The organism is Hymenobacter artigasi (assembly GCF_012275535.1).
Classification (GTDB): domain Bacteria; phylum Bacteroidota; class Bacteroidia; order Cytophagales; family Hymenobacteraceae; genus Hymenobacter; species Hymenobacter artigasi.
In genome coordinates, this window is record NZ_JAAVTK010000001.1 from 839093 (window position 1) to 859487 (window position 20395).

The window sequence follows — 20395 nt, forward strand, 5'->3', positions numbered from 1 at the left end:
TATGTAGTACTACTGTATTGCACTTATTCTACTCTTCCACTTCTCCCTTCACTTTTTATCGATTTCATGAAACCATTGCATTCGCGTGTAGAAGCGCAACAGTTGGACCGCGCCGCGGCTATGCTCAAGGTTCTATCTCATCCTAAGCGACTTGCCATTGTGGACCTGCTAGGGAAAACGAAAGGCAAAGACAGCCAAATGTCGGTGACCGACATTTACCAGGCCCTCGACTTGCCCCAAGCTATTGCCTCGCAACACCTCATCACCCTCAAAGACCGGGGCGTGTTGAAGTCCAGCAAAATCGGCACGAAGATTTATTATTCGCTGGCGGTGCCCCAGCTCCTGAAAGTGATTGATACCCTGGAGGATTACTCCGGCCGCATCTAAGCTACCAGCGTCCGAAGGACAAGGCTGCCTCGCAAGAGGCAGCCTTTCTTTATTTATAGGGTAGCCGGCCCGGCCCCGAAGGCCGCGTGCAGGGCCAGCACCTGTGGCAGCAGCGGCAGCACATCGTCGTTGGTGAGCACGTAGTCGGCCCGGGCCATTTTTTCTTCCTCACTAAGCTGCTTGGCCATGATGGCCTGCACATCGGCGGCCGAGCGGTGCGGGTCGCGGCGGAGCACGCGGGCCGCCCGCACCGCCAGCGGCGCAAACACGGTGATGACGCGGTCGAGCTGCTTGTAGGAGCCGGCTTCAAACAGCAGTGCGGCTTCTTTTAGCACGTAGGCGTGGCCAGCCCGTGCCTGCGCCACGGCCCAATGCTCAAAATCGGTGCCTACGTGCGGATGCACCAAGCCATTGAGCTGGGCGAGCAGCGCCGGGTTGTTGAACACGGTGCCGGCCAGCACGGGCCGGTTGAGGCGGCCGGCGGCATCATACGTAGCAGGGCCGAAGGCGGCGATGAGCTGCTGGCGTAGTTCCGCATCGTTTTCCATCACCCAGCGAGCCCGCGTATCGGCATCGTAGATGGGCACGCCCAGCGCATGAAACAAGCGGCTGACAATGCTTTTGCCCGAGCCGATTCCGCCGGTGATGCCAATGCGTAGCATGAGAAAAATAGAGAATTGAATAAAGGAGCGACTGAAACTATCGCCGCGTCTGGCGGAGCTGCACCGTGGGCACGGACGCCCGGATGCGGGCCGGCGTAACCACCGTGGCCTCAACTTCTACTTCCTCTGCCTTGCCTGGGGCCGAAGCCTGGGGCGGTGCAATAGGGTAGGGGTTGGGCAGCGCCTGCACCAGGCTGGCCGGCCCCCGAAAAGTAACCATGGCGGGCGTGAAGCTGGCCCGGTAGCGCCGGGCCGAGTCGGGGGGCAGGGCCAGCGGCAGCCGGCGGCTGGCGTAGCGGTCGAAGGTGAGGCGCAGGGTATCGCCGGCCCACTCGGTTACCTGCACGCCTTCCAGCGCGTTTTGCAGGCCCCGGCGCCAGGCGGTGGCGGGCAGGTAGCGGGTGCCGGGCAGGGGCACGGGGCGCAGGTCGGCGGGGTGGGTGCCCCAGCCCAGGTTGGCTCGCAGCAGCCGCCAGCCCTGGCCCGTAACCGTGACGGGCAGTGCCGCCGGCAAAGGCCGCATGGGCACGTAATGCACCGAGTCGTAGTGCCAGGCCAGCGGGTAATTCAGGCGGGTGGTGTAGGTTTTGTTCAGGGCATTCATCTGCCAGAACAGGCCCGCCGCGAGCAGGCAGGCCGTGATGGCCCGGTAAAAGCTGGGCTCCTGGCCCGCGAAGGGCCGCACGAACCAGCGCAGCAGCCAGCCTGCCCGATTCAGCGGCCCGTCCATGGGTTAAGCGGCCCCGATGGTGTCGGCTCCGGTACCGGTGTTGGCTTTGTTGCCTACTTCGCGGGCAATGGCCGAGCGGTCGAAGCGCAGCTTGGTGCCCCGGTCCACTTCCACCACCACGGTGTCGTCGGTGAGCTCCACCACCAGCCCGTGCAGGCCGCCGATGGTGACAATGCGCGAACCTTTAGCCAGCGACTGGCGGAAGGTTTTGGCATCGGTGGCCCGCTTTTGCTGCGGCCGAATCATAAAGAAATAGAAGACGCCAGCGGCAATCAGCAGGAACAGTGGCTGGGCGTAGTCGGCCCCACCGGCCGCTTTCAGTAAAAAAGTCAGAAACATGGCGTTTGAGTGAAAAGCTTGGTTGGCTAATTAGCCTTGGGAGTGAGTACATTGCCTTTGATGAGCAGGGTGGTGATGCTGGGCTGGGTGTTGGCCCGTATCGCTACCTGCTTGCTGATGATGCCCTGCTTGCCGCGGCTATCAAACTGCACTTCCATTTTGCCTTCGGCCCCGGGAGCCACGGGCTCCTTGGTCCAGCTGGGCGTGGTGCAGCCGCAGGAAGCGGTAGCGTCTTCAATCAGCAGCGGCGACTTGCCGGTATTGGTAAAGGTAAACGTGTGGTGAACTTTGGAATCGGGCTGAATGTCGCCGAAGTCAAACTCGGCTTCGGCGAATTTCATCACCGGGGCGTTGGGGTTGGGCGTTTCGTTGTCGCTCACCACGTTGGGGTTGTCCACGGTGGGGTTAGCGGCGTCGGTTTCCACGGTTGCGGCGGCGTTGATGCCGGCGGTGCCCGCTTCGGGGGCTTTGTCGCGGTTGCAGGCTCCGAGTAACAGCGCTGCGGCAAGGAAAATTTGGTGTTTCATTGAATTGAAAAGTTGCTTGGTTCTGTCATCCTGAGCTTGCGAATAACCTCATCACGGCCGAACAATTCGTTCCAACGCGGTAAGGTCCTTCGCAAGCTCAGGATGACAGACGGGACACAACCGTATAAAATTAAAGCTTGTCGATAATGCTTTGGGCGAACTGGCTGGTGCTGGCTTTGCCGCCGAGGTCGCCGGTGCACTCTTCCTGGTTCATGAGGGTAGCTTCGAGGGCTTTGTCGATTTGGTCGGCTTTGGCGTGCTCGCCGAGGTGGTGCAACATCATAATGGCCGAGCGGAGCAGGGCCGTGGGGTTGGCTTTGCCCTGGCCGGCAATGTCGGGGGCCGAGCCGTGCACGGCCTCGAAGATGGCCATGTTGTCGCCGATGTTGGCCCCGGCCACTACGCCCAGGCCGCCCACCAGGCCGGCGCAGAGGTCCGACAGCAGGTCGCCGAACAGGTTGGTGGTCACAATCACGTCGAATTGCTCGGGCTTGTTCACAAGCTGCATGCACATGTTGTCGATGATTTTATCCTCGAACACAATTTGCGGAAACTCGTTGCTGGCCTCTTTGCAGGCGTTGAGCATCAGCGTGCCGGCCATTTTGATGATATTGGCCTTGTGGGCCAGCGTCACCTTTTTGCGGCCGTGCTTGGCGGCGTAGGCAAAAGCGGCGCGGCAAATTTTGCGCGAACCTTCCACCGTGACGCGGGCAATAGCATCGGCAATGCCGAGGCGTTCATCCCACACTTCCAGGCCCGAGTACAGGCCTTCGGTGTTTTCGCGGAACAGCACTAGGTCGATGCCCTCGTAGCGGGTGTGGATGCCGGCAGTGGTTTTGCTGGGCCGCACGTTCTGGTAGAGGTCGTACTTCTGGCGCAGCGTCACGTTGATGCTGCGGAAGCCCTTGCCCACGGGCGTAGTAATCGGGCCTTTGAGGGCCACCTTATTCTTTTCCAGTGACTTGAGCAAAGAATTCGGAATCAGCTCGCCCGACTGGTCGAACGTGGTCTGGCCGGCGTTCTGCTCCTCCCACTCGATGGGCACCTGGGCGGCAGCAAAAATATCGGTTACTGCTTTTGTGATTTCGGGGCCTATGCCGTCGCCGGGAATAAGGGTTACTAGGTGCATCGTAATTGGTAATAAATGACTGAATGAGAAAGCAAAGAACGGAATGAGTGAATGAGTGAAGACTGAATTTTCATCGGCCGGTCACTCATTCTCCCATTCCGTCAATTACTTAGGTACCCGTAAAAAAATTAAGCGCCTTTGCGGGAGTTAATCTGGTTGATGAGCTGGTCAACATCGCCAAGCAGCTGTTCGGCTTTCGATTTGGCGTCGGAAATCACGCGCTGGCCTTCGCTTTTGGCGGTAGACTGGCCAATGCCTTCGCGGCTGGTTACGAGGCTTTCGGTGAGGTCGGCGAGTACCGAGCGGTACTTTTCGAGCTGGTAGCTGAGCCAGGAGCGGGTTTCGGTGCCGGGTTCGGGGGCATAGAGCAAGCCAAGGGCCGCGCCGGTGAGGGCGCCGCCCGCGAAGCACAGGATGCCGGTGGTGGTTTTGCTGGCCATGGTCGTTGGGTTAGGGAAGAGGGGGTGAGAGTGTTTTCATTATTGCCTACGCAGAAACGCGGCCGTAGATGCAAAAGTAGCGTAGTGCGGGCTTCAGCACGCCGTTCAGGTCAGGCCTGTGGGTTGACACTACCGGCCGAAGCCCGCATTGCTGTGCTATTGGTTATCCAGCAGGCCGCGGCCCGATTTGCGAATGTCGCCGCTGGCGGCCAAATCCGTCGCCAGCTTGTCGAGAATACCGTTCACAAATTGCTTGCTCTTGGGCGTGCTGTAGAGCTTGCTGATTTCAATGTACTCGTTGATAGTAACTTTCACCGGAATGCCGCGGAATAGCTGCATCTCGGTAAGCGCCATCTTCAGGATGATTTTATCCAGCAGGGCCACGCGCTCTACGTCCCAGTTCTGCACCGAGCCGGCGATAAGCTTTTCCATCTTGTCGTCCTCGATGAGCGTCTGCTTGTAGAGGGTTTCGGCAAACTCGCGGTCGTCGGCCCAGTTGGCCGAGAGGTTCATGAGCTCCTGCGTGGGCTCGGCGGCGAAGGGCAGCATTTTCAGCGTCTTCAGCACCAGGTTGCGCACGATGGGCCGGTTCTCTTCCCAGTTCAAATCATCAGACTCCAGCTGGCGCGGCAGGGCCTCGCCCTTGAACACGAAGTCCTTATAGATATGACGCAGGATTTCAAGGTCCGTGTCGTAGTCCATTTCGGGCTGGTCGATGTCCTTGCCGTTGAGGTAGGCCCGCACGGTTTCGTCGGCCTTCATCTCTTCCCAGGCGGCGCGCAGGGCTTCGAGCTCCTCATTACCCTCCCAGGCCAGCTTACGCCGGATGGTTTGGGTCTGGAGCTGCTCGTTGGCCATCAGCTTGACAATAGCAGTGTTGCGGTGCAGGCGGGTAGCATCCTGGGCATCCTCGCGGGGGCCGAGGCGGCGGCGCTCCTCGCGGCTTTGCTCCTCCTCAATCACGCCGAGCAGGGCGGCGGGCAGGTTCAGCAGGTGCAGGTACTGGTCGTGGATGCTTTCGGCCCCCACCAGCAGTTGCCCGCCGTAGAACTCGCCGTCCTTCTTCACCTGGTTCTGGAAGGAGTTGATGGCATCGGTCACGGCCTTGTCCACGGCTTTGTCGTCCGTTTTCTCGGGCATCGTGCCGGTGCGGTACCAGTCGCGCAGCTGGGCTTCGCCCATCTTGCGCTGGCCTTCCAGCTGGCGGCGGTCGGGGGCCTCTTTGGCCGTCAGGTCGGGCTCGAAAGCAGCCGCGATGCGGTCCTGTGCCAGCATCAAATCAGCTCCCACCGCCTGGTGGTAGGAGTAGAGCGACTGCATGACTTTGATACGGAGGAGGCGGCGATTTAACATAAAAGGGTTGAGTTTTGAATGTTGAGGGTTGAGTTGAAAGCTGAAGGTTAGGCTGGCAGGCCGACAGTGTGTTGAAAACCTGCCAACTCAACCCTCAACATTCAAAACTCAACCCTCCTAATAGGTCGACTTCACCCGGCCCACGCTGGCGATGCGCTCCTTGGCCTGCTTGATGGCGGCGGCCTGCGGGTGCGTGCCTTCTTCTTCGGCCTTAGCCAAAACCTGGAGGGTGAAATCGTAGATTTTTTCGGTTTGGGTGAGGGCACCCTGGCGGCTGCCGCCCGTTACTTCCGAGTACACGTTGATGAGGCCGCCGGCGTTGATGAGGAAGTCGGGGGCGTACACGATGCCGCGGCGCACCAGCTCGGGGCCGTGCTGGTTCTCGTTTTTGAGCTGGTTGTTGGCGCAGCCAGCCACCACGCGGGCCTTCAGGCGCGGAATGGTGTCGTCGTTGAGCGTGGCACCCAGCGCGCAGGGCGAGTAAATGTCCATTTCCTGGTCGTAAATCTCGTCGAGGCCCACGGCGGTGGCGCCGAAGCGGTTGGCTGCGTCCAGAGCGCGGTCTTCGTAGTAGTCGGTCACAATGAGCTTGGCGCCCTCTTTCTGCAGGTGCTCCAGCAGGTAGGTGCCCACGTGGCCCGTACCCTGCACACCAATGCGCTTGCCAGCCAGGCTCTCGGAGCCAAATGCTTTTTTAGCGGCGGCTTTCATGCCCATGTACACGCCATAGGCCGTCACCGGTGAGGGGTCGCCGCTGCCGCCCATGCTCTCGGGCAGGCCGGCTACGTGCTTGGTTTCCATGCGAATGTACTCCATGTCCTTGGTGGTCATGTTCACATCCTCGGCCGTGATGTACTTGCCGTTCAGGTTCTTCACGAAGCGGCCAAACTTGCGCAGCAGGGCCTCTGTCTTTAGCGTTGCGGCGTCGCCGATGATGACGGCCTTGCCACCGCCCAGGTTCAGGCCCGAGATGGCGGCCTTGTAGGTCATGCCGCGCGAGAGGCGCAGCACATCGTTCAGGGCTTCGGCATCGGAGGCATAGTGCCACATGCGCGTGCCGCCGAGGGCGGGCCCGAGCACCGTGTTGTGAATGCCGATGATGGCCTTGAGGCCAGTCTCGTGGTCGTGGCAATACACGACCTGCTCGTGCTGGTGCTCGGCAATCTGGCCGAAAATCGACTCGGGGGCGACAATCTGGGTTTCAATCATGGGAAATGAATTGAAGGTTGGTGGGAATTGTGGGATGGATGGGTGAGAATAGTACGGCGTAACTTTGTTGGGTCTTATACGGAGAAACCGGGCGGTCATGCAGAGCGCAGCGAAGCATCTTTACCTCGCTACTAATCTTTTGATTGCGTTGAGCGGTAAAGATGCTTCGCTGCGCTCTGCATGACGTTCTAGATTCTCTTTCAAGCCGCAAAAGTACCGCTATTTTCCCGAACCGGCCCCTTTCCCACCTTGCCTGTGCGCGCTCTCAACGCCGTTAACCCGTTCATTTTCCGCTACAAGTGGCATTTCCTCGCCGGGTTGCTGTTTGTGGCGCTGAGCACCTTGCTGGCCATTTTTCCGGCTCAACTGGTGCGCTATGCCTTCGATTTGGTGAACGAAGGCATCGACCTATACCACCTCTACGCCGGCACCGAAGCGCAGAGCAGCGTGTACCAGCTTTTTGGGCGCAACGTGTTGTTCTACGGAGTGCTCATTATTGTGCTGGCCCTGCTGCGGGGCATCTTCCTGTTCTTCATGCGCCAGACGCTCATCGTGATGTCGCGCCACATTGAGAACGACCAGAAGAACCAGATTTACCAGCATTACCAGTCACTACCGCTCAGCTTCTACCGCCGCCACAGCACCGGCGATTTGATGTCGCGCATCAGCGAAGACGTGAGTCGGGTGCGGATGTACCTCGGGCCGGCCATTATGTATTTCCTGCAGCTGGTGCTACTGTTCCTGCTCATCGTGCCGCTCATGCTCATGGTGAACGTGAAGCTGACGCTGTACACGCTGCTACCGCTGCCGGTGCTGTCGGTCAGCATCTTCTACGTCAATAACCTGATTGAGCGGAAGTCCGACGAAATACAGCGGGCGCTGTCGGGCATGACCACCTTTGTGCAGGAGGCTTTTTCCGGGATTCGGGTGCTGAAATCGTTCGTGCGCGAGCAGGATTCGCACGCGCAATTTTCGGCCGCCAGCAACGAGTATAAAGAAAAGTCGCTGAGCCTGAACTTTGTAAATTCGCTGTTTTTCCCGCTTATTCTGTTCCTCATTGGCCTGAGCACGCTCATCACGGTGTGGGTAGGGGGGCAGGAAGTCATTCGCGGCACCATCACCACGGGCACCATTGCCGAGTTCCTGATTTACGTGAACCTGCTCACCTGGCCGGTCACGGCCCTGGGCTGGACTTCCTCGCTGGTGCAGCGGGCCGAGGCCTCCCAGGCTCGCATCAACGAGTTTCTGGACCAGAAAACCGACATCATCTCGCGGCAGAACGTGCAGCGCGAACTGGAAGGCGATATCGTGTTCGAAAACGTGTCCTTCACCTACCCCGACACCGGCATTCAGGCCCTGAAAAACGTGAGCTTCCGCGTGAAGCCGGGCCAGACGCTGGCCGTTATCGGCAACACCGGCTCGGGCAAAACCACCGTGGCCGCGCTGCTCTGCCGCCTGTACGACGTATCGGCTGGCAGTATCAACATTGATGGTACCGATGTGCGCGACTACTCGCTGCGCGCCCTGCGCGGCCAGATTGGCTACGTGCCGCAGGACGTATTCCTGTTTTCCGACAGCATCCGCAACAACATCAACTTCGGCCTCGATGAGCCCGACGAGGCCCGCATGCTGCAAGCCGCCCGCGATGCCGACGTGTACGAGAATATTCGCGCTTTCCCCGAGGGCTTCGATACCAAAGTGGGCGAGCGCGGCATCACCCTCTCGGGCGGCCAGAAGCAGCGCGTGAGCATGGCCCGCGCCCTGGTGAAGGAGCCCAAAATTCTGATTCTGGACGACTCCCTTTCCGCCGTCGACACCAAGACGGAAAATGCCATCCTCGGCAGCCTCCAGCGCATTATGGCGGCGCGCACCAGCCTCATCATCTCGCACCGCGTTTCGTCGGTGAAGCTGGCCGATGAAATCCTGGTGCTCGACGATGGCATCATCGTGCAGCACGGCACCCACGACGCCCTGATGGCCGACACCAGCGGCCTCTACCGCGCCCTCTACGACCGGCAACTCCAAACCGAAGAAGCGTAGCAGCGGTGAGGGGGTGAAATAGTGAAATAGTGATTTCACGGACCAACACATCCATTGAACATCAAGCTCGCCATTTCACCCCTCACCAGATGAACCAACGCCTTGCCCACGTCACCCTGCTCGTTCGTGAATACGACGAAGCCATTGCCTTCTACACTACCGTGCTGGGCTTCACGCTTGCCTCCGACCTCGACATGGGCGACGGCAAGCGCTGGGTAGTGGTAGCGCCGCCCGGCCCCGCCGGCTGCAGCCTGCTACTGGCCGAGGCCAAAACCGACGAAGAAAAACAAGCCGTGGGCCGGCAGGGGGCCGGCCGCGTCTGGCTGTTTCTGCACACCGACGACTTCTGGCGCGACCACCCCGTGCTGCAAGCCCGCGGCCTGCACTTCCTCGAAACCCCGCGCAGCGAGGTCTATGGGCATGTAGCCGTATTCGAAGACCTGTACGGCAACAAGTGGGACTTGCTGGAGCCGTTGGGCTAAACGAAATGCCTGTTGAAAACGCCAAACGGCCGCCCTGCTCAGCAAGGCGGCCGTTTTGTTTAGTGGCTGGCGAGGGTGTGGGTCTGGGCTATTGCCCAATCATGACGCGGCGCATGCCGGTTTTTTCATACGCCGTGCAGCGCACGATGTAGGCACCCGCCGGCAGCTGGCTCACGTTGAGCACGGCCGGGGTCTGGCCGTTCATCATGGTGTGGGTGATGACGGGGCGGCCGCCCGTATCGGTCACTTCCACGCGGGTGGGGCCGGGATTGTCGGTTTTCACGGTGAGACGGCCGGCTACGGCATCGGCTTTTACCTTGATGGCATTAGGGTTAGCGGCCGGGGTTTCGGGGGCCAGCGCGATGCGGCCCGCGCCCTCGGCTGCCGGCGCTGCGGCAACGGGAGCTGCCGCAGGGGCTGCGATTACGCCGTTGGGCAAAATTGCTTCTTCTTTGGCGGGGGCAACAACAGCCGTAGCCGGGCTGGCGGGAGCCGGGGCCTGGGCTTGCGCCGCCGCCGAAGCCAACGTGCTGGCCAACACAAGTAGTAATAACTTTTTCATAAGTAGGATAAGAACAAGATGGGGTAAATTGGCTTGCGTAAAGCTAAGCAATTATGAATCTGCTTGGGCCAAAACCGGTCCAAAAACCGGCCACAGGCCACTGCGGGCAAAACTTTATTTTCGCAGAGCTTGCACATGAATCAAAAATAATCTTACCTTTGTCGCTCCAATACCAAACGGGGTGTAGCGTAGCCTGGTATCGCGCCAGCATGGGGTGCTGGAGGTCGTAGGTTCGAATCCTGCCACTCCGACGGAAGAGCAGCCGCTCTCATAAAGCCTTCGAACTCTCGGGTTCGGAGGCTTTTTTCGGCCGCTTAATATTGGAAATAGAAACAGGCCGCCCCATCGGCCTGCTTTCGGGGTGTAGCGCAGCCCGGTAGCGCGCGTCGTTCGGGACGACGAGGCCGTAGGTTCGAATCCTGCCACCCCGACTTTCCCGCAAGCTTCAATGCCTCCGCCCTTCCGGCGGGGGCATTGTGCTTTTCAGCCCATTAGCTAGGTTCAAGGTGAGAGTGCATCGGGCCGGGCCGGATTGTGCGGCCATAGAAATTAATGGGTGAAAAGCATTGAATTCGGCAGAACTGGAAAGAACTTTGCGGTCCTTTTTTCATTCATTATTTCCCTCCACATGAGAAATACAGTACTTCTACTGGCTGCCCTGGGCAGTGCTTTTTCGGCCGCGCAGGCCCAGTCTACCATCGGCAAAGGCACCGGGCTGCTCACGGGCAGCGTGGGCTACCACACCCAAACTGAAGACCTGAGCAGCTCCGGCAACGGGGGCACATTCAACAGCACTTCCCGGCTCGGGACGTTCACGCTGGATTTGACAGTTGGCGGGTTTGTGGCTGATAATCTGGCCTTGGGCTTGCAGCTTAGCCACACGGTGACGGGAGGCTCCTACACTTCGTCGAGCAATGGCGTTTCGCCATCCATTCCGACGGCTTCTACTTTGCGGGTGGGCCCCATGGTGCAGTACTACAAAATGCTGAGCGAGCAATTTGGTCTGACTACGATGCTTGGCGCGGGGTATGAGTCGGACAACGACGTGAGCCGAAGCCTGTATTACAGCACCTACGGCTACCCAGTTACTTATTACTCAACCCGCAAAATGACAGGGTATTACGCGGCTATCACGCCGGGCATTATCTTTTTCCCGGTGCCAAAGTTCGGCCTGACGGCAACTATCGGCAGCCTGGGCTACAACCACCTAAAGGTGAACAACGACAACACCAGCGCCGACCAGACACTTGGTGCGTTCGATGCGGGCTTTGGCCTGAACAAGCTGCAATTCGGGGCTGGCTACTATTTCGGCCGCAAATAAGTACGCGGCTCCATTCGCTGCTTTCGCGCAAAAAGCCCTGATATCATCTGATATCAGGGCTTTTTGCATTCAACTAACCGTTGGGTGAGGGTTGCGGGTTGCGGAGCGTATGCTTATCCACTGCTTGATTGTCGGCAGCTATGCCCGCTCGCTGCTACTTCACGCCCACCCACACTTCTGATTCCTCATTGGCCCCGAAGCGCTCCAGGTAGAAGTCGCCGCGCTGGGTGAGCTTCTGCTTTTTCACGGCTTCGAGGGCGGCTGGGTACAGCTTGTTGGGAGCCAGCAGGTAGCTTACCCCCGTGAGGCGGGCGGCCAGGATGCGCTGCCCGGCCGGCACCACGCGGTAGCGGAAGCCGGCGGGCAGCGCCTGGGTGGTATCGGGCAGGGCTAGGCCGATGAAGGCTTGGATGGTGTCGTGGGCCGTTTCGGGGTCGTTGAGGTAAAGGTTGGCGAGGTCGCCGTGCAGGCGGGCCTGGGCGTCCTTGGCCTGGCGAAACAGGTTGCCGAAGGCATCGCCGGTCACCTTGCCGTGGAAGGGCTGACCAGCCAGATACAGCGGCGCAGCGGTGGTTTCGAGGGTGATTTCGGGCTCGCGGGTGCCGCCGAGGTAGGCGTAGGTGCTGGCCGCGATGAGCGTGAGCAGGATGATGGCGAGGAAGAGGTAACGCATGACGCTTCGCTTAATGAGGAATTAAGAATGATGAATGAATAATTGGAAATCGCGACTTAGCTGGAAGGCAATTCTTCATTCTTAATTCCTAATTCTTCATTAACAACAACGTACTGCATGCGGTAGAGCTGGGCGTAGTAGCCGCCCTCAATGCGCAGAAGCTCTTCGTGGGTGCCGGTTTCCTTGATTTCGCCCTTGTCGAGGACGATGATTTTATCTGCTTTCTGAATCGTGCTCAGGCGGTGGGCGATGACGAGCGAGGTGCGGCCCTGCATCAGCTTTTCGATGGCTTCCTGAATCAACTCCTCGGTTTCCGAATCGACGGAGGACGTGGCTTCGTCGAGCACGATGATGTGGGGCTGGTACACCATGGCCCGCACGAAGCTGATGAGCTGGCGCTGCCCCACGGAGAGCGTGGCGCCGCGCTCCATCACGGGATAGCCGAGGCCGTCGGGCAGGCGCTCGATGAAACGGCGGGCCCCCACGAGGTCGGCGGCTTCCCAGATTTGCGCGTCGGTGATGGTTTGGTTGCCGAGGGTGATGTTGTCGCGGATGCTGCCGGCGAAGAGGAAGACGTCCTGCAATACCACGCCAATCTGGCGGCGCAGCAGGCTGAGGTCGTAGTCGCGCAGGTCGCGGCCATCAATGCAGATGCTGCCTTCCTGAATATCGTAGAAACGGCTGAGCAGGTTGATAATGCTGGTTTTGCCCGCGCCGGTGGCCCCCACGAAGGCAATGGTCTGGCCCGGATTGACGTGGAAGCTAATGTCCTTGAGCACCCAGTCGGGCTCGTTGTAAGCGAATTTGACGTGCTTGAACTCTACGTCGCCCTGCAGCTCGGCGGGGGCGTAGGTGCCGGTGGTGGCGATGATGTCCTGGTTGTCGAGCAGCTTGAGCAGGCGCTCGGTGCTCACCAGGCCCAGCTGCAGGGTGTTGAACCGGTCGGCAATCTGGCGGATGGGGCGAAAAAACAGCGCGTTGTACATAATGAAGGCGATGAGGGCGCCCTTTGAAATCGAGCCCTCAATCTGGCCCTGCGCGGCGTACCACACCAGCAGGCCCACGCCGATAGCACCCAGCACCTCGGCCACCGGGAAGTAGATGCTGTAGTAGAGCACCGAGCGAATGTTGGCATCGGTGTGCTCCTTGTTTATAGCTTCGAACTTGCGAAATTCGCGCTCCTCGTTGTTGAAAATCTGAACCACGTTCATGCCCGTGAGGTGCTCCTGCACGAAGGAGTTGAGCTTGGCCACGGCCGTGCGCACATCCTGAAAAGAGCCCTTGATTTTTTCCTTGAACACGTAGGTGCTGAACAGCAGCGGCGGAATCACCGACAGGCTGATGAGCGTGAGCCGCCAGTCGATGTAAAACATGAAGGCCATGATGAAGAGCAGCTGCAGAATGTCGCCCACCATGGCCGCCAGGCCCTCGCTGAATACATCGGACAGGGTTTCCACGTCGGAAATATTGCGGGTCACGAGCACGCCAATAGGCGTCTGGTCGAAGAACTTGAGCTTGAGGCTGAGCAGGTGCTGATAGAGGTCGGTGCGGATATCGCGCACGATGTACTGGCCCAGCCAGCCGCCGTAGTACGTCTGCAGGTAGCTCACGCCGGCGTGGGCCACCAGCAGCACCAGCAGCAGCATAAACATGAAGTTCAGGCTCTTCATATCGCCTTGCTCAATGCTGACATCGACCATGCGCTGAATGAGGAAGGGCCGCAGCGTGCCCAGCACGGCCGTGGCCACGGTGAGCACAATGAGGCCGATGAAGACGCGCCGGTAGGGGCGCACGTAGCCTAGCAGTCGGCGCAGCACGGCCCAGTCGAAGACTTGGCCGGTTTTGGGGGCGGAAGTGGTGGGGTCCATAAGTGGGGGCAAAGGTCGGTAAGAACAAGCAGTGGCGAGCGGAGTTCGCGGCGGGTTGGTAAGTGGCGGTTTGCTTTTCCGAGTGGAAGCCTCATCTTTAGGGTCTATTCCACTTTCTTCCCATCCTTTTTATGCTGCTGTTGCTACGCCGCGTAGGCTTTTGTTTGGGCTTGCTGCTGACTGCCTGCGCCGTCCGCGCCCAAACCATCAACACCGACGCCGTGACCCGGTACTGGGAAATAACCGATGGTCTGCGGCAAAATCGCCCCCTTACCGACCAGGCGTGGCAGGAATTCCTGGAGATTCCGGGCAATAAGATTTACGTGCGCGGCATCTACTCCGCCGCCGATTTGGTGCGCTACCGCCGGGCTATCGAAGTGGTGTACATGCCGCGCTACGATTCGCTGCGCCAGGCCAATCTCGATGCCAAGGTGTGGTACTACCTGATGGTGAACGACTACAAAGAGCACGAGCCCGACTACCGAAAGCTCGTGGCCTCCGCGAAGAACAACGCGGTTTCGCTCGACCTCATGTACCAGAAGGCTTACGAGTACCTGCCGGCCCGGAACCACACCAAGGTGGCCGATTTGAACATTTACTACGAGGCCCTGGGCAACGATGCCACCTCGCAGGCCGAGGGCCTGTTCTACAGCCTGCGGGCGGTGCGCGATGCCAACGAGGCGGGGGCTGGCATCCTGCAAGGGCATGAGATGCACCACCGGCTGCGCACGGGCAAAGACTTCGGGAATATCGCGCCCGACGATGAGGGCCTGATGCAAATTATGTTCAGCATCCAGAACGAAGGCCTGGCCGACCTGATTGACAAATCGGTTACGATTAATATGCCTGGCGACCCGCGCGGTATCCGCGAGTGGGTCCTGGACCCCGCGCCGTCCTTCATCCACCAGATGGACTCTGCGATTCAGGCGCGGGCTTTGGGCGGGGCCCCGGCCACGGACCGGTGGTACCGGCGGCTCTCTAATGGCTCAAACGGCCATTTGCCAGGCTTCTTTATGTCCAGTGCCATCAAAAAAAACGGTTATACCAAGCAGCTGATTGACAAGGCCGACGACCCGTTCGCCTTCTTCTACCTGTACCAGAAAGCCGTCCGCAAAGACAAAACCCATCCTCCGCGCTTCTCCGACGCTTCCATGCGCTACCTGAAGGTGCTGGAGCAGAAATACACCAAGTCCCGGCCGGCCTCGTCCTGACCGGGCTGGGGCCGGGCCGCTACTCCACCGGCACCACCCCGTCCTCGTATTCCACCCGGCTCAGGAAAAGTCCTTTGGCCGGGGCGGCGCTGCCGGCATCTACCCGCTTCTGCGCCCACAGCAGCTCCTGAAACTGGCGCGGCGTGAGCTTGCCCCGGCCCACGTCGAGCAGGGTGCCCACCACCAGCCGCACCATGCCCCGCACAAAGCGGTTGGCCCGAATGCGGAACACCCAGCCGCCGGGTGCTAGGTGCCAGCCGGCGGCCGTGCAGTAGCACACGTAGTGGTTTTCGCCGCCCTTTACTTTCGAGAAGGACGTGAAATCGAACTGCCCCACCATATAGCCGGCGGCCTCATTCATGGCGGCAATGTCTAGCGGGCGGTCTACGTACAAGGCCTGGTCGCGCCGGAAGGGGTTGGGTTGGGTTACCACGAAGTACTCGTAGTTGCGCTCCTCCGCCGAGAAGCGGGCGTGCGCATTGGCCGGTACGGGGTGTAGGCGTAGCGCGCCGATGTCGGGCGGCAGGGCCCGGCGCAGGCGATAGAGCAGCACATCGAGCGGCAGGGTTTCGGGTAGGTCGGCATCGAAATGCGCGACCTGGTGGCTGGCGTGTACGCCCGAATCGGTGCGGCCGCTGCCCAGGCAGTAAGTGGGCCGGCGCAGTATCTGGGTCAGGCAGCGGTCAATTTCGGCCTGCACGGTGGGCATGCCGGGCTGAATCTGCCAGCCGCAGTAAGAAGTGCCGTCGTAGGCAAGGTGCAAAAAGTAGCGCATGAAGCGCAAAAGTACGGCTGCGCAAAAGAGTAGGGGTGGGGCTGGTCCCCGCCCGCCGTGTACGCCGTTCTAAAAACGGTCGTGCCACAACGGGCGGGGACCAGCCCCACCCCTACAAGGGTGTCTACCGCTCTACAGCTTCTCGTAAATCACGGCCGCGCCCTGGCCTACGCCCACGCACATCACGGCCAGGCCGTAGCGCATGCCTTCGCCGCGGCGGTGCATCTCGTGCAGCAGCGTGGCCGTAATGCGTGCGCCCGAGCTGCCCAGCGGGTGGCCCATGGCAATGCTGCCGCCGTTCACGTTCACTTTGGCCATGTCGAGGCCCAATTCGCGCACGCAGGCAATGCTTTGAGCGGCAAAGGCTTCGTTGAGCTCAATCAGGTCGATGTCGGCCAGCGTGAGACCGGCGCGCTGCAACACCTTCTGGGTCGCGGGAATCGGCCCCAGGCCCATTACCGAGGGGTCGACGCCGGCCACGGCCGAGGCTACTACCCGCGCCAGGGGTTTCAGGTTGTATCTTTTCAGCGCGTCCTCGCTCACCATGAGCACGGCCGCCGCGCCGTCGTTGATGCCCGCCGAGTTGCCGGCCGTCACGGTGCCGCCCTCGGGCTGGAAGGCAGGCTTAAGGGTGGCCAGCTTTTCGAGGGGCGAGAAGCGGGGCTGCTCATCGGCATCAAACAGGGCCGTATCGCCCTTCGGACGCGGAATAAACACCGGCACAATCTCCTTGCGGAACCGGCCTTTCTCCAACGCGCGGGCATACTTGCGCTGGCTCTCGAAGGCGAAAAAATCCTGCTCTTCGCGGGTCACGTTGTACTGCTTGGCCACGTTCTCGGCCGTCTGGCCCATGGCAAAGGGGTAGTGCAGCTGCGTGAGGCGGGGGTTGATGAAGCGCCAGCCCAGCGTGGTGTCGTGGGCCGTGAGCTCGCGCCCGAATGCCGATTCCGACTTGGCCATCACAAACGGGGCGCGGGTCATGCTCTCGGCCCCGCCGGCCAGGTATACGTCGCCCTCGCCGCACTTAATGGCGCGGGCCGCGTCCATAATGCTCTGCAGGCCCGAGGCGCACAGGCGGTTCACGGTATTGCCGGGCACCGTAACGGGCAGGCCGGCCAGCAGCGCGGCCATGCGGGCCACGTTGCGGTTGTCCTCTCCGGCTTGGTTGGCGGCACCGATGATGACGTCCTCAATGGCGGCCTTGTCAACGGTTGGGTTGCGGCGCATGAGCTCGCGGAGCACATGGGCGGCCAGGTCGTCGGGGCGAACGCTGCTGAGCGCACCCCCAAATTTTCCAATCGGGGTACGCACCGCGTCCACGATATAAGCAGTTGGCATTCGTAAGGTAATAATGGCGGCGCAAGCGCCGAATGGAATTAAATTTGCGGCCCGGGCACTGGCCCGGACCTGTTCAACACTACAACAAAGATGATACAAAGAATCCAAAGCGTGTTTTTGCTCTTGCTGGCCCTGGCCATGCTCAGCCTGCTGGCGCTGCCCCTGTGGCACAAAGTCGACGGCCTCACCCATCAGGAATTAACCCTCACGGCCTTTGGGTTCGATGCTCAGGGCCTTACCGTACCGGCCGGCATCGGCCCGGTCTGGCTGATTGGCGCCCTGGCCGCCGCCTCGGCCGCGCTGGCTTTCTATGAGATTTTCCAGTTCCGCACCCGCATGCGCCAGCTCATGCTGGGCTCCATCAACCTGCTACTCATCACCGCCACCCTCGGCGCCGAGTTCTACTTCCAGACCAAGGGCGAGCAGCTGCTCAACATCAAGCTCGAAGGCCAGGTGCTGCTCGCCTTCTACCTGCCCACGCTGGCCCTGCTGCTCAACCTGCTGGCCAACCGTTTCATCCGCCGCGACGAGCAGCTGGTGCGCAGCGCCGACCGCCTGCGCTAAAAAAACTGTCATTCCGACGCAGGAGGAATCTGCGTAAATAAGTCTTCAGCTTCCTCCGAATTCGAAACATACAAAAGGGCCGCTGTCATCACGACAGCGGCCCTTTTGTATGTTTCATTGCTTCCGACCAACTCAGCGTTGCGAAGTATTGTTCACGGCCTGCTCTACCGCCTTGGCACCGCTTTCCGTTTCAAAAGCATCATATACGCGGTTGAAATTCTGAGGGTCGCTGATGTGCGTGTAGGCAAACGTGGCCAAATCGATGCGGCAGGCCTCGGAGTTGATGCTGCGCAGCAGGCGGCTCAGGTCATCGCTCCGCAAGCTGCGCTGGGCCAGGCCTTCTTTGGCCGCGCTCAGCTTGCTGGCTTCGGCAATGCGGCCCTGCACGTTTTTCACCAAGGCATCTACGTCCTGCGGGGCCAGGCTGCGGTAGCTGCTCGTGGCTGTGCCGGGGTAGTTGCCGGGCGTGGGGCCGTTGTTGTAGCCGCCGCCGTTGGGGTTGTTGTTGTAGCCGCCGTTGCTGGGCGCGTTGGGATTATTGCCGTAGCCGCCGTTGGGGGCCGGCGCGTTGTTGTAGCTGCCGCCATTGTCGTAGTCGTCGTAGGGGTCGTTGCTGCCGTAGCCTTGGTTGCTGCCCTGGCCGTAGGGCGCGGGGCTGTTGTAGTGTCCACCACCGCCGTTGTAATAGCCGTTGCCGCCATAGCCGGGCGCGTATAGCGCTACGGCATTCACCTGCTGCAAATACAGCGGCCGGCCGGGCCGCGTCACCAGCACAAACGTGGTTTCGAGACCGGGCTCCAGCCATACGCGGCTGCGGAAGCGCACAGCCCCGCCATACGCCGTGGGCACGCTGAAATCGGCCCAGTGCTGGCCGGGCATCAACTGGTCGACGTGCACCTGCCGGGCCAGGCCTCGCGTGAGTGGCCGCCCATCAAGCACCAGTCCAAACGGCACCCCACGCTCCGACGAAAAGTTGACATTAGCCGGCACCGGTGGGTAAGCCAACGCAGGAGATACGGCGGCCAACAAGCCTGCCAATGCCAGAAGTAGAGCCTTTTTCATTGCAGTAAAGGAGAAGGTTTCGGCCGGAAACTCCGGCCGGAAACCCTTATTCCAAAACGTGTGCCACGTTCGCGGGGGCTACTCGCCGAAGTGCGTCATATCGGCCCGGTGAAAGCCAAAGCCGCTGTTCGTGGTCAGGCTCATTTCGAAAACCGGCTGCCGCGTGGCGTAGTCAACTTCGATGATTTTGCCGCCCGCGCCGGTGGCTGTGGGCACTTGGTCGCCGGGGCAAAACCGCACGTGGTTGACGCCCGGCAGGTATTCGACGCGTGATACGATGACCGAATACGTTTCGGTGCCCCGCTCTTTGCCGTACTCCCACACCTGCTGCACAGTGCGCCGCACCGGGTCGATGCGGAAGGCTACCGCGCGGCTGTAAGTGCCGGGCGCGGGGTTAAAATTGCGGTGCGAGCCGTTGTCAAACAGCAGCCAGTCGCCGTTGGGCATGCGCGACGGCGAGTGCTGGTACCAGTTCCACTCGAAGCTGGGGTGGTTGGTGGTGCCCAGGGCCACGTCGGCATCGGCGATGGGCTGGCCGTTCGCATCGAGCGGCGTAAGCAAAAAATTGTTCAGGTCTTCGCCCCGGCGGTTGCTGCCCCAGCCCTTGTGCGGGGCCAGAATCCACACAATGCGGTCGTCATAGCCCAGCTTCACCACGCCCTGCACGCGGGTCGAAACCACTATCGTGTTGTCGGCCGGGTCGTAGACCACGGCATTTGTGTGGGCCCAGTCTACCGGGTCGGTTTCCAGGGCGTGGCGGTTTTCGTCGAGCAGCTGCTTCAGGTCCCACTCGTGCGTCACGTTCCCCGAGGTGCGGGACACCTCAATCACTACATCCTCCTCCGTGGGCGAGCCATCGGGGTGGGTGCTGCCGGCTTTGTTCACCGTCACCAGGAAATTGCCGTCGGGCTTTTCCACTACCTCGTGGTGGAAGGTGTAGCCGGGCATTTTCCAGGTATTCAGCAGCTGGCCCAGTGCATCCACTTCGTATAGATAGCTAGTGGTTCTATCCCCGAACAGGTAGTTGCCGTTACGCAGGTGGCTGATGCCGCAGTCGTAGAACAGGTGATTGAGCGTGGGGTGGGTCGAAAAATCCAGCAGCCAGCGGATATCGCCGTAGTTGTCCACCACCAGCGGAATGTATGGGTCGGTGCTGCTGAAATTGCTCACCAGGCTCAGGGCCCCGCCCAGCGCGGCGGTCGGCGGCGTGGTCACGGTGATGGCCGTGGGCAGCTTAGCGGGCAGAAACCCGGTTTGCACCGTCAGCGTGTCGGCCAGCACAACCTGGCCGTTATCAGACGTAAACGTAATCTCCACCGAATTAGCCCAGTTGGCATACAAGCCCAGTATCGCTACCACGTGCGTCGTATCGGTATCGTGGATATGTTGCTCCACGTCAGAGTCCGGGCCGTGTTTACCGTGCACGGTTACCGTGGTAGTACCCGGCCCGCCCGTGCTGAAGGTGAGCTGGGCTGAAAGTGGAGCATAACCCGACGGATTCAGCAACAGGGTGCTGTTCGGTATCGGCGAGGGCAGCACCTTGGGCAACGGAGCAACAATATCGTCCTTCTGACAGCTGCTTAAGCCGGCGATAAGGACGCCCAGCGTGAGGTAAATTAGTTGTTTGAACATAGCGAAAAAGGGAGAGAGAAAGTGCAATGAGGTTCAATAGACCCCCATTTTGACGATTTCAGACCTTCGCTATGAAGCCGGGTTTATTCTG

21 protein-coding genes and 2 tRNA genes are annotated in these 20395 nt (G+C 60.5%); 8 read left to right on the forward strand and 15 right to left on the reverse strand.

Features of this window, described 5'->3' with window-relative positions; translation table 11 throughout:
* Nucleotides 1-66 precede the first annotated feature (66 nt).
* A complete protein-coding gene (locus HBN54_RS03380) occupies nt 67-387 on the forward strand; it encodes an ArsR/SmtB family transcription factor (RefSeq protein WP_168671712.1) in 321 nt (106 codons plus the stop codon).
* A 53-nt stretch (nt 388-440) separates the two neighbouring features.
* Here HBN54_RS03380 and coaE read toward each other — a convergent pair whose 3' ends face one another.
* The 8 genes from coaE to HBN54_RS03420 form a co-directional block, all read right to left on the reverse strand.
* Nucleotides 441-1049, reverse strand: coding sequence for a dephospho-CoA kinase (coaE, locus tag HBN54_RS03385; RefSeq protein WP_168671713.1), 609 nt, complete (start codon nt 1047-1049; stop codon nt 441-443).
* A 37-nt stretch (nt 1050-1086) separates the two neighbouring features.
* Nucleotides 1087-1779: a YbbR-like domain-containing protein gene (locus tag HBN54_RS03390; RefSeq protein ID WP_168671714.1), complete on the reverse strand. Its 693-nt coding sequence runs from the start codon at nt 1777-1779 to the stop codon at nt 1087-1089.
* Between the two features lie 3 nt (nt 1780-1782).
* Nucleotides 1783-2118, reverse strand: coding sequence for a preprotein translocase subunit YajC (yajC, locus tag HBN54_RS03395; protein WP_168671715.1), 336 nt, complete (start codon nt 2116-2118; stop codon nt 1783-1785).
* Between the two features lie 26 nt (nt 2119-2144).
* Nucleotides 2145-2645 (reverse strand): DUF1573 domain-containing protein, encoded by a 501-nt coding sequence (locus HBN54_RS03400; protein WP_168671716.1) that lies wholly within the window; start codon nt 2643-2645, stop codon nt 2145-2147.
* Nucleotides 2646-2775: 130 nt separating this feature from the next.
* Nucleotides 2776-3774, reverse strand: coding sequence for an isocitrate/isopropylmalate dehydrogenase family protein (locus tag HBN54_RS03405; protein ID WP_168671717.1), 999 nt, complete (start codon nt 3772-3774; stop codon nt 2776-2778).
* A gap of 128 nt (nt 3775-3902) precedes the next feature.
* A complete protein-coding gene (locus tag HBN54_RS03410) occupies nt 3903-4214 on the reverse strand; it encodes a YtxH domain-containing protein (RefSeq protein WP_168671718.1) in 312 nt (103 codons plus the stop codon).
* Nucleotides 4215-4370: 156 nt separating this feature from the next.
* Entirely contained in the window at nt 4371-5567 is a 1197-nt protein-coding gene (nusB, locus tag HBN54_RS03415) for a transcription antitermination factor NusB (RefSeq protein WP_168671719.1), read from the reverse strand.
* A 117-nt stretch (nt 5568-5684) separates the two neighbouring features.
* Nucleotides 5685-6776 carry a Glu/Leu/Phe/Val dehydrogenase gene (locus HBN54_RS03420; protein ID WP_168671720.1) on the reverse strand — a complete coding sequence of 364 codons (1092 nt, stop codon included), beginning with the start codon at nt 6774-6776 and terminating at the stop codon, nt 5685-5687.
* A gap of 255 nt (nt 6777-7031) precedes the next feature.
* Between HBN54_RS03420 and HBN54_RS03425 the strand changes: the two genes are divergently transcribed.
* Complete coding sequence (locus HBN54_RS03425; protein WP_168671721.1) at nt 7032-8816, forward strand: ABC transporter ATP-binding protein; 1785 nt, start codon at nt 7032-7034, stop codon at nt 8814-8816.
* An 89-nt stretch (nt 8817-8905) separates the two neighbouring features.
* Complete coding sequence (locus HBN54_RS03430; protein WP_168671722.1) at nt 8906-9298, forward strand: VOC family protein; 393 nt, start codon at nt 8906-8908, stop codon at nt 9296-9298.
* 88 nt (nt 9299-9386) lie between these two features.
* On the opposite strand, the gene HBN54_RS03435 is transcribed toward HBN54_RS03430, so the two are convergent.
* The gene (locus HBN54_RS03435) at nt 9387-9860 is read right to left on the reverse strand and encodes a T9SS type A sorting domain-containing protein (RefSeq protein WP_168671723.1); all 474 of its coding nucleotides are present in this window, start codon (nt 9858-9860) and stop codon (nt 9387-9389) included.
* A gap of 177 nt (nt 9861-10037) precedes the next feature.
* On the opposite strand from HBN54_RS03435, the gene HBN54_RS03440 reads away from it, so the two are divergent.
* The 3 genes from HBN54_RS03440 to HBN54_RS03450 all read left to right on the forward strand — a co-directional run bounded on the left by HBN54_RS03440 (nt 10038) and on the right by HBN54_RS03450 (nt 11181).
* A tRNA-Pro gene (locus HBN54_RS03440) sits at nt 10038-10111 on the forward strand.
* A 106-nt stretch (nt 10112-10217) separates the two neighbouring features.
* Nucleotides 10218-10291 (forward strand) — tRNA-Pro (locus tag HBN54_RS03445).
* 197 nt (nt 10292-10488) lie between these two features.
* Nucleotides 10489-11181 (forward strand): hypothetical protein, encoded by a 693-nt coding sequence (locus HBN54_RS03450; RefSeq protein ID WP_168671724.1) that lies wholly within the window; start codon nt 10489-10491, stop codon nt 11179-11181.
* A 154-nt stretch (nt 11182-11335) separates the two neighbouring features.
* Here the strand turns inward: HBN54_RS03450 and HBN54_RS03455 are convergent, their stop codons facing one another.
* Together HBN54_RS03455 and HBN54_RS03460 are read right to left on the reverse strand one after the other, a co-directional pair.
* Nucleotides 11336-11854, reverse strand: coding sequence for a hypothetical protein (locus HBN54_RS03455; protein WP_168671725.1), 519 nt, complete (start codon nt 11852-11854; stop codon nt 11336-11338).
* 56 nt (nt 11855-11910) lie between these two features.
* Nucleotides 11911-13722, reverse strand: a complete 1812-nt coding sequence (locus HBN54_RS03460; protein WP_168671726.1) for an ABC transporter ATP-binding protein — start codon at nt 13720-13722, stop codon at nt 11911-11913.
* A gap of 131 nt (nt 13723-13853) precedes the next feature.
* Here HBN54_RS03460 and HBN54_RS03465 point away from each other — a divergent pair, with 131 nt between their 5' ends.
* A complete protein-coding gene (locus HBN54_RS03465; protein ID WP_168671727.1) occupies nt 13854-14933 on the forward strand; it encodes a DUF5700 domain-containing putative Zn-dependent protease in 1080 nt (359 codons plus the stop codon).
* A gap of 19 nt (nt 14934-14952) precedes the next feature.
* On the opposite strand, the gene truA is transcribed toward HBN54_RS03465, so the two are convergent.
* Together truA and HBN54_RS03475 are read right to left on the reverse strand one after the other, a co-directional pair.
* Nucleotides 14953-15708, reverse strand: coding sequence for a tRNA pseudouridine(38-40) synthase TruA (gene truA, locus HBN54_RS03470; RefSeq protein WP_168671728.1), 756 nt, complete (start codon nt 15706-15708; stop codon nt 14953-14955).
* Nucleotides 15709-15840: 132 nt separating this feature from the next.
* Nucleotides 15841-17046 carry a thiolase family protein gene (locus tag HBN54_RS03475; RefSeq protein WP_168671729.1) on the reverse strand — a complete coding sequence of 402 codons (1206 nt, stop codon included), beginning with the start codon at nt 17044-17046 and terminating at the stop codon, nt 15841-15843.
* A gap of 90 nt (nt 17047-17136) precedes the next feature.
* Between HBN54_RS03475 and HBN54_RS03480 the strand changes: the two genes are divergently transcribed.
* Nucleotides 17137-17610 (forward strand): DUF4293 family protein, encoded by a 474-nt coding sequence (locus HBN54_RS03480; protein ID WP_168671730.1) that lies wholly within the window; start codon nt 17137-17139, stop codon nt 17608-17610.
* A gap of 132 nt (nt 17611-17742) precedes the next feature.
* Here HBN54_RS03480 and HBN54_RS03485 read toward each other — a convergent pair whose 3' ends face one another.
* Entirely contained in the window at nt 17743-18672 is a 930-nt protein-coding gene (locus HBN54_RS03485) for a DUF4476 domain-containing protein (RefSeq protein ID WP_168671731.1), read from the reverse strand.
* Nucleotides 18673-18750: 78 nt separating this feature from the next.
* Nucleotides 18751-20304 (reverse strand): aryl-sulfate sulfotransferase, encoded by a 1554-nt coding sequence (locus tag HBN54_RS03490; protein WP_168671732.1) that lies wholly within the window; start codon nt 20302-20304, stop codon nt 18751-18753.
* Between the last annotated feature and the right edge of the window lie 91 nt (nt 20305-20395).

Excerpts from the sequence above, each read along its gene's own strand:
- nusB (WP_168671719.1), bottom strand. The coding sequence starts at position 5,567 with ATGTTAAATCGCCGCCTCCTCCGTATCAAAGTCATGCAGTCGCTCTAC.
- HBN54_RS03485 (WP_168671731.1), bottom strand. The coding sequence starts at position 18,672 with ATGAAAAAGGCTCTACTTCTGGCATTGGCAGGCTTGTTGGCCGCCGTA.
- HBN54_RS03490 (WP_168671732.1), bottom strand. The coding sequence starts at position 20,304 with ATGTTCAAACAACTAATTTACCTCACGCTGGGCGTCCTTATCGCCGGC.
- coaE (WP_168671713.1), bottom strand. The coding sequence starts at position 1,049 with ATGCTACGCATTGGCATCACCGGCGGAATCGGCTCGGGCAAAAGCATT.
- truA (WP_168671728.1), bottom strand. The coding sequence starts at position 15,708 with ATGCGCTACTTTTTGCACCTTGCCTACGACGGCACTTCTTACTGCGGC.
- HBN54_RS03410 (WP_168671718.1), bottom strand. The coding sequence starts at position 4,214 with ATGGCCAGCAAAACCACCACCGGCATCCTGTGCTTCGCGGGCGGCGCC.
- HBN54_RS03455 (WP_168671725.1), bottom strand. The coding sequence starts at position 11,854 with ATGCGTTACCTCTTCCTCGCCATCATCCTGCTCACGCTCATCGCGGCC.
- HBN54_RS03480 (WP_168671730.1), top strand. The coding sequence starts at position 17,137 with ATGATACAAAGAATCCAAAGCGTGTTTTTGCTCTTGCTGGCCCTGGCC.
- HBN54_RS03465 (WP_168671727.1), top strand. The coding sequence starts at position 13,854 with ATGCTGCTGTTGCTACGCCGCGTAGGCTTTTGTTTGGGCTTGCTGCTG.
- HBN54_RS03405 (WP_168671717.1), bottom strand. The coding sequence starts at position 3,774 with ATGCACCTAGTAACCCTTATTCCCGGCGACGGCATAGGCCCCGAAATC.
- HBN54_RS03390 (WP_168671714.1), bottom strand. The coding sequence starts at position 1,779 with ATGGACGGGCCGCTGAATCGGGCAGGCTGGCTGCTGCGCTGGTTCGTG.
- yajC (WP_168671715.1), bottom strand. The coding sequence starts at position 2,118 with ATGTTTCTGACTTTTTTACTGAAAGCGGCCGGTGGGGCCGACTACGCC.
- HBN54_RS03460 (WP_168671726.1), bottom strand. The coding sequence starts at position 13,722 with ATGGACCCCACCACTTCCGCCCCCAAAACCGGCCAAGTCTTCGACTGG.
- HBN54_RS03420 (WP_168671720.1), bottom strand. The coding sequence starts at position 6,776 with ATGATTGAAACCCAGATTGTCGCCCCCGAGTCGATTTTCGGCCAGATT.
- HBN54_RS03400 (WP_168671716.1), bottom strand. The coding sequence starts at position 2,645 with ATGAAACACCAAATTTTCCTTGCCGCAGCGCTGTTACTCGGAGCCTGC.
- HBN54_RS03450 (WP_168671724.1), top strand. The coding sequence starts at position 10,489 with ATGAGAAATACAGTACTTCTACTGGCTGCCCTGGGCAGTGCTTTTTCG.
- HBN54_RS03430 (WP_168671722.1), top strand. The coding sequence starts at position 8,906 with ATGAACCAACGCCTTGCCCACGTCACCCTGCTCGTTCGTGAATACGAC.
- HBN54_RS03435 (WP_168671723.1), bottom strand. The coding sequence starts at position 9,860 with ATGAAAAAGTTATTACTACTTGTGTTGGCCAGCACGTTGGCTTCGGCG.
- HBN54_RS03380 (WP_168671712.1), top strand. The coding sequence starts at position 67 with ATGAAACCATTGCATTCGCGTGTAGAAGCGCAACAGTTGGACCGCGCC.
- HBN54_RS03475 (WP_168671729.1), bottom strand. The coding sequence starts at position 17,046 with ATGCCAACTGCTTATATCGTGGACGCGGTGCGTACCCCGATTGGAAAA.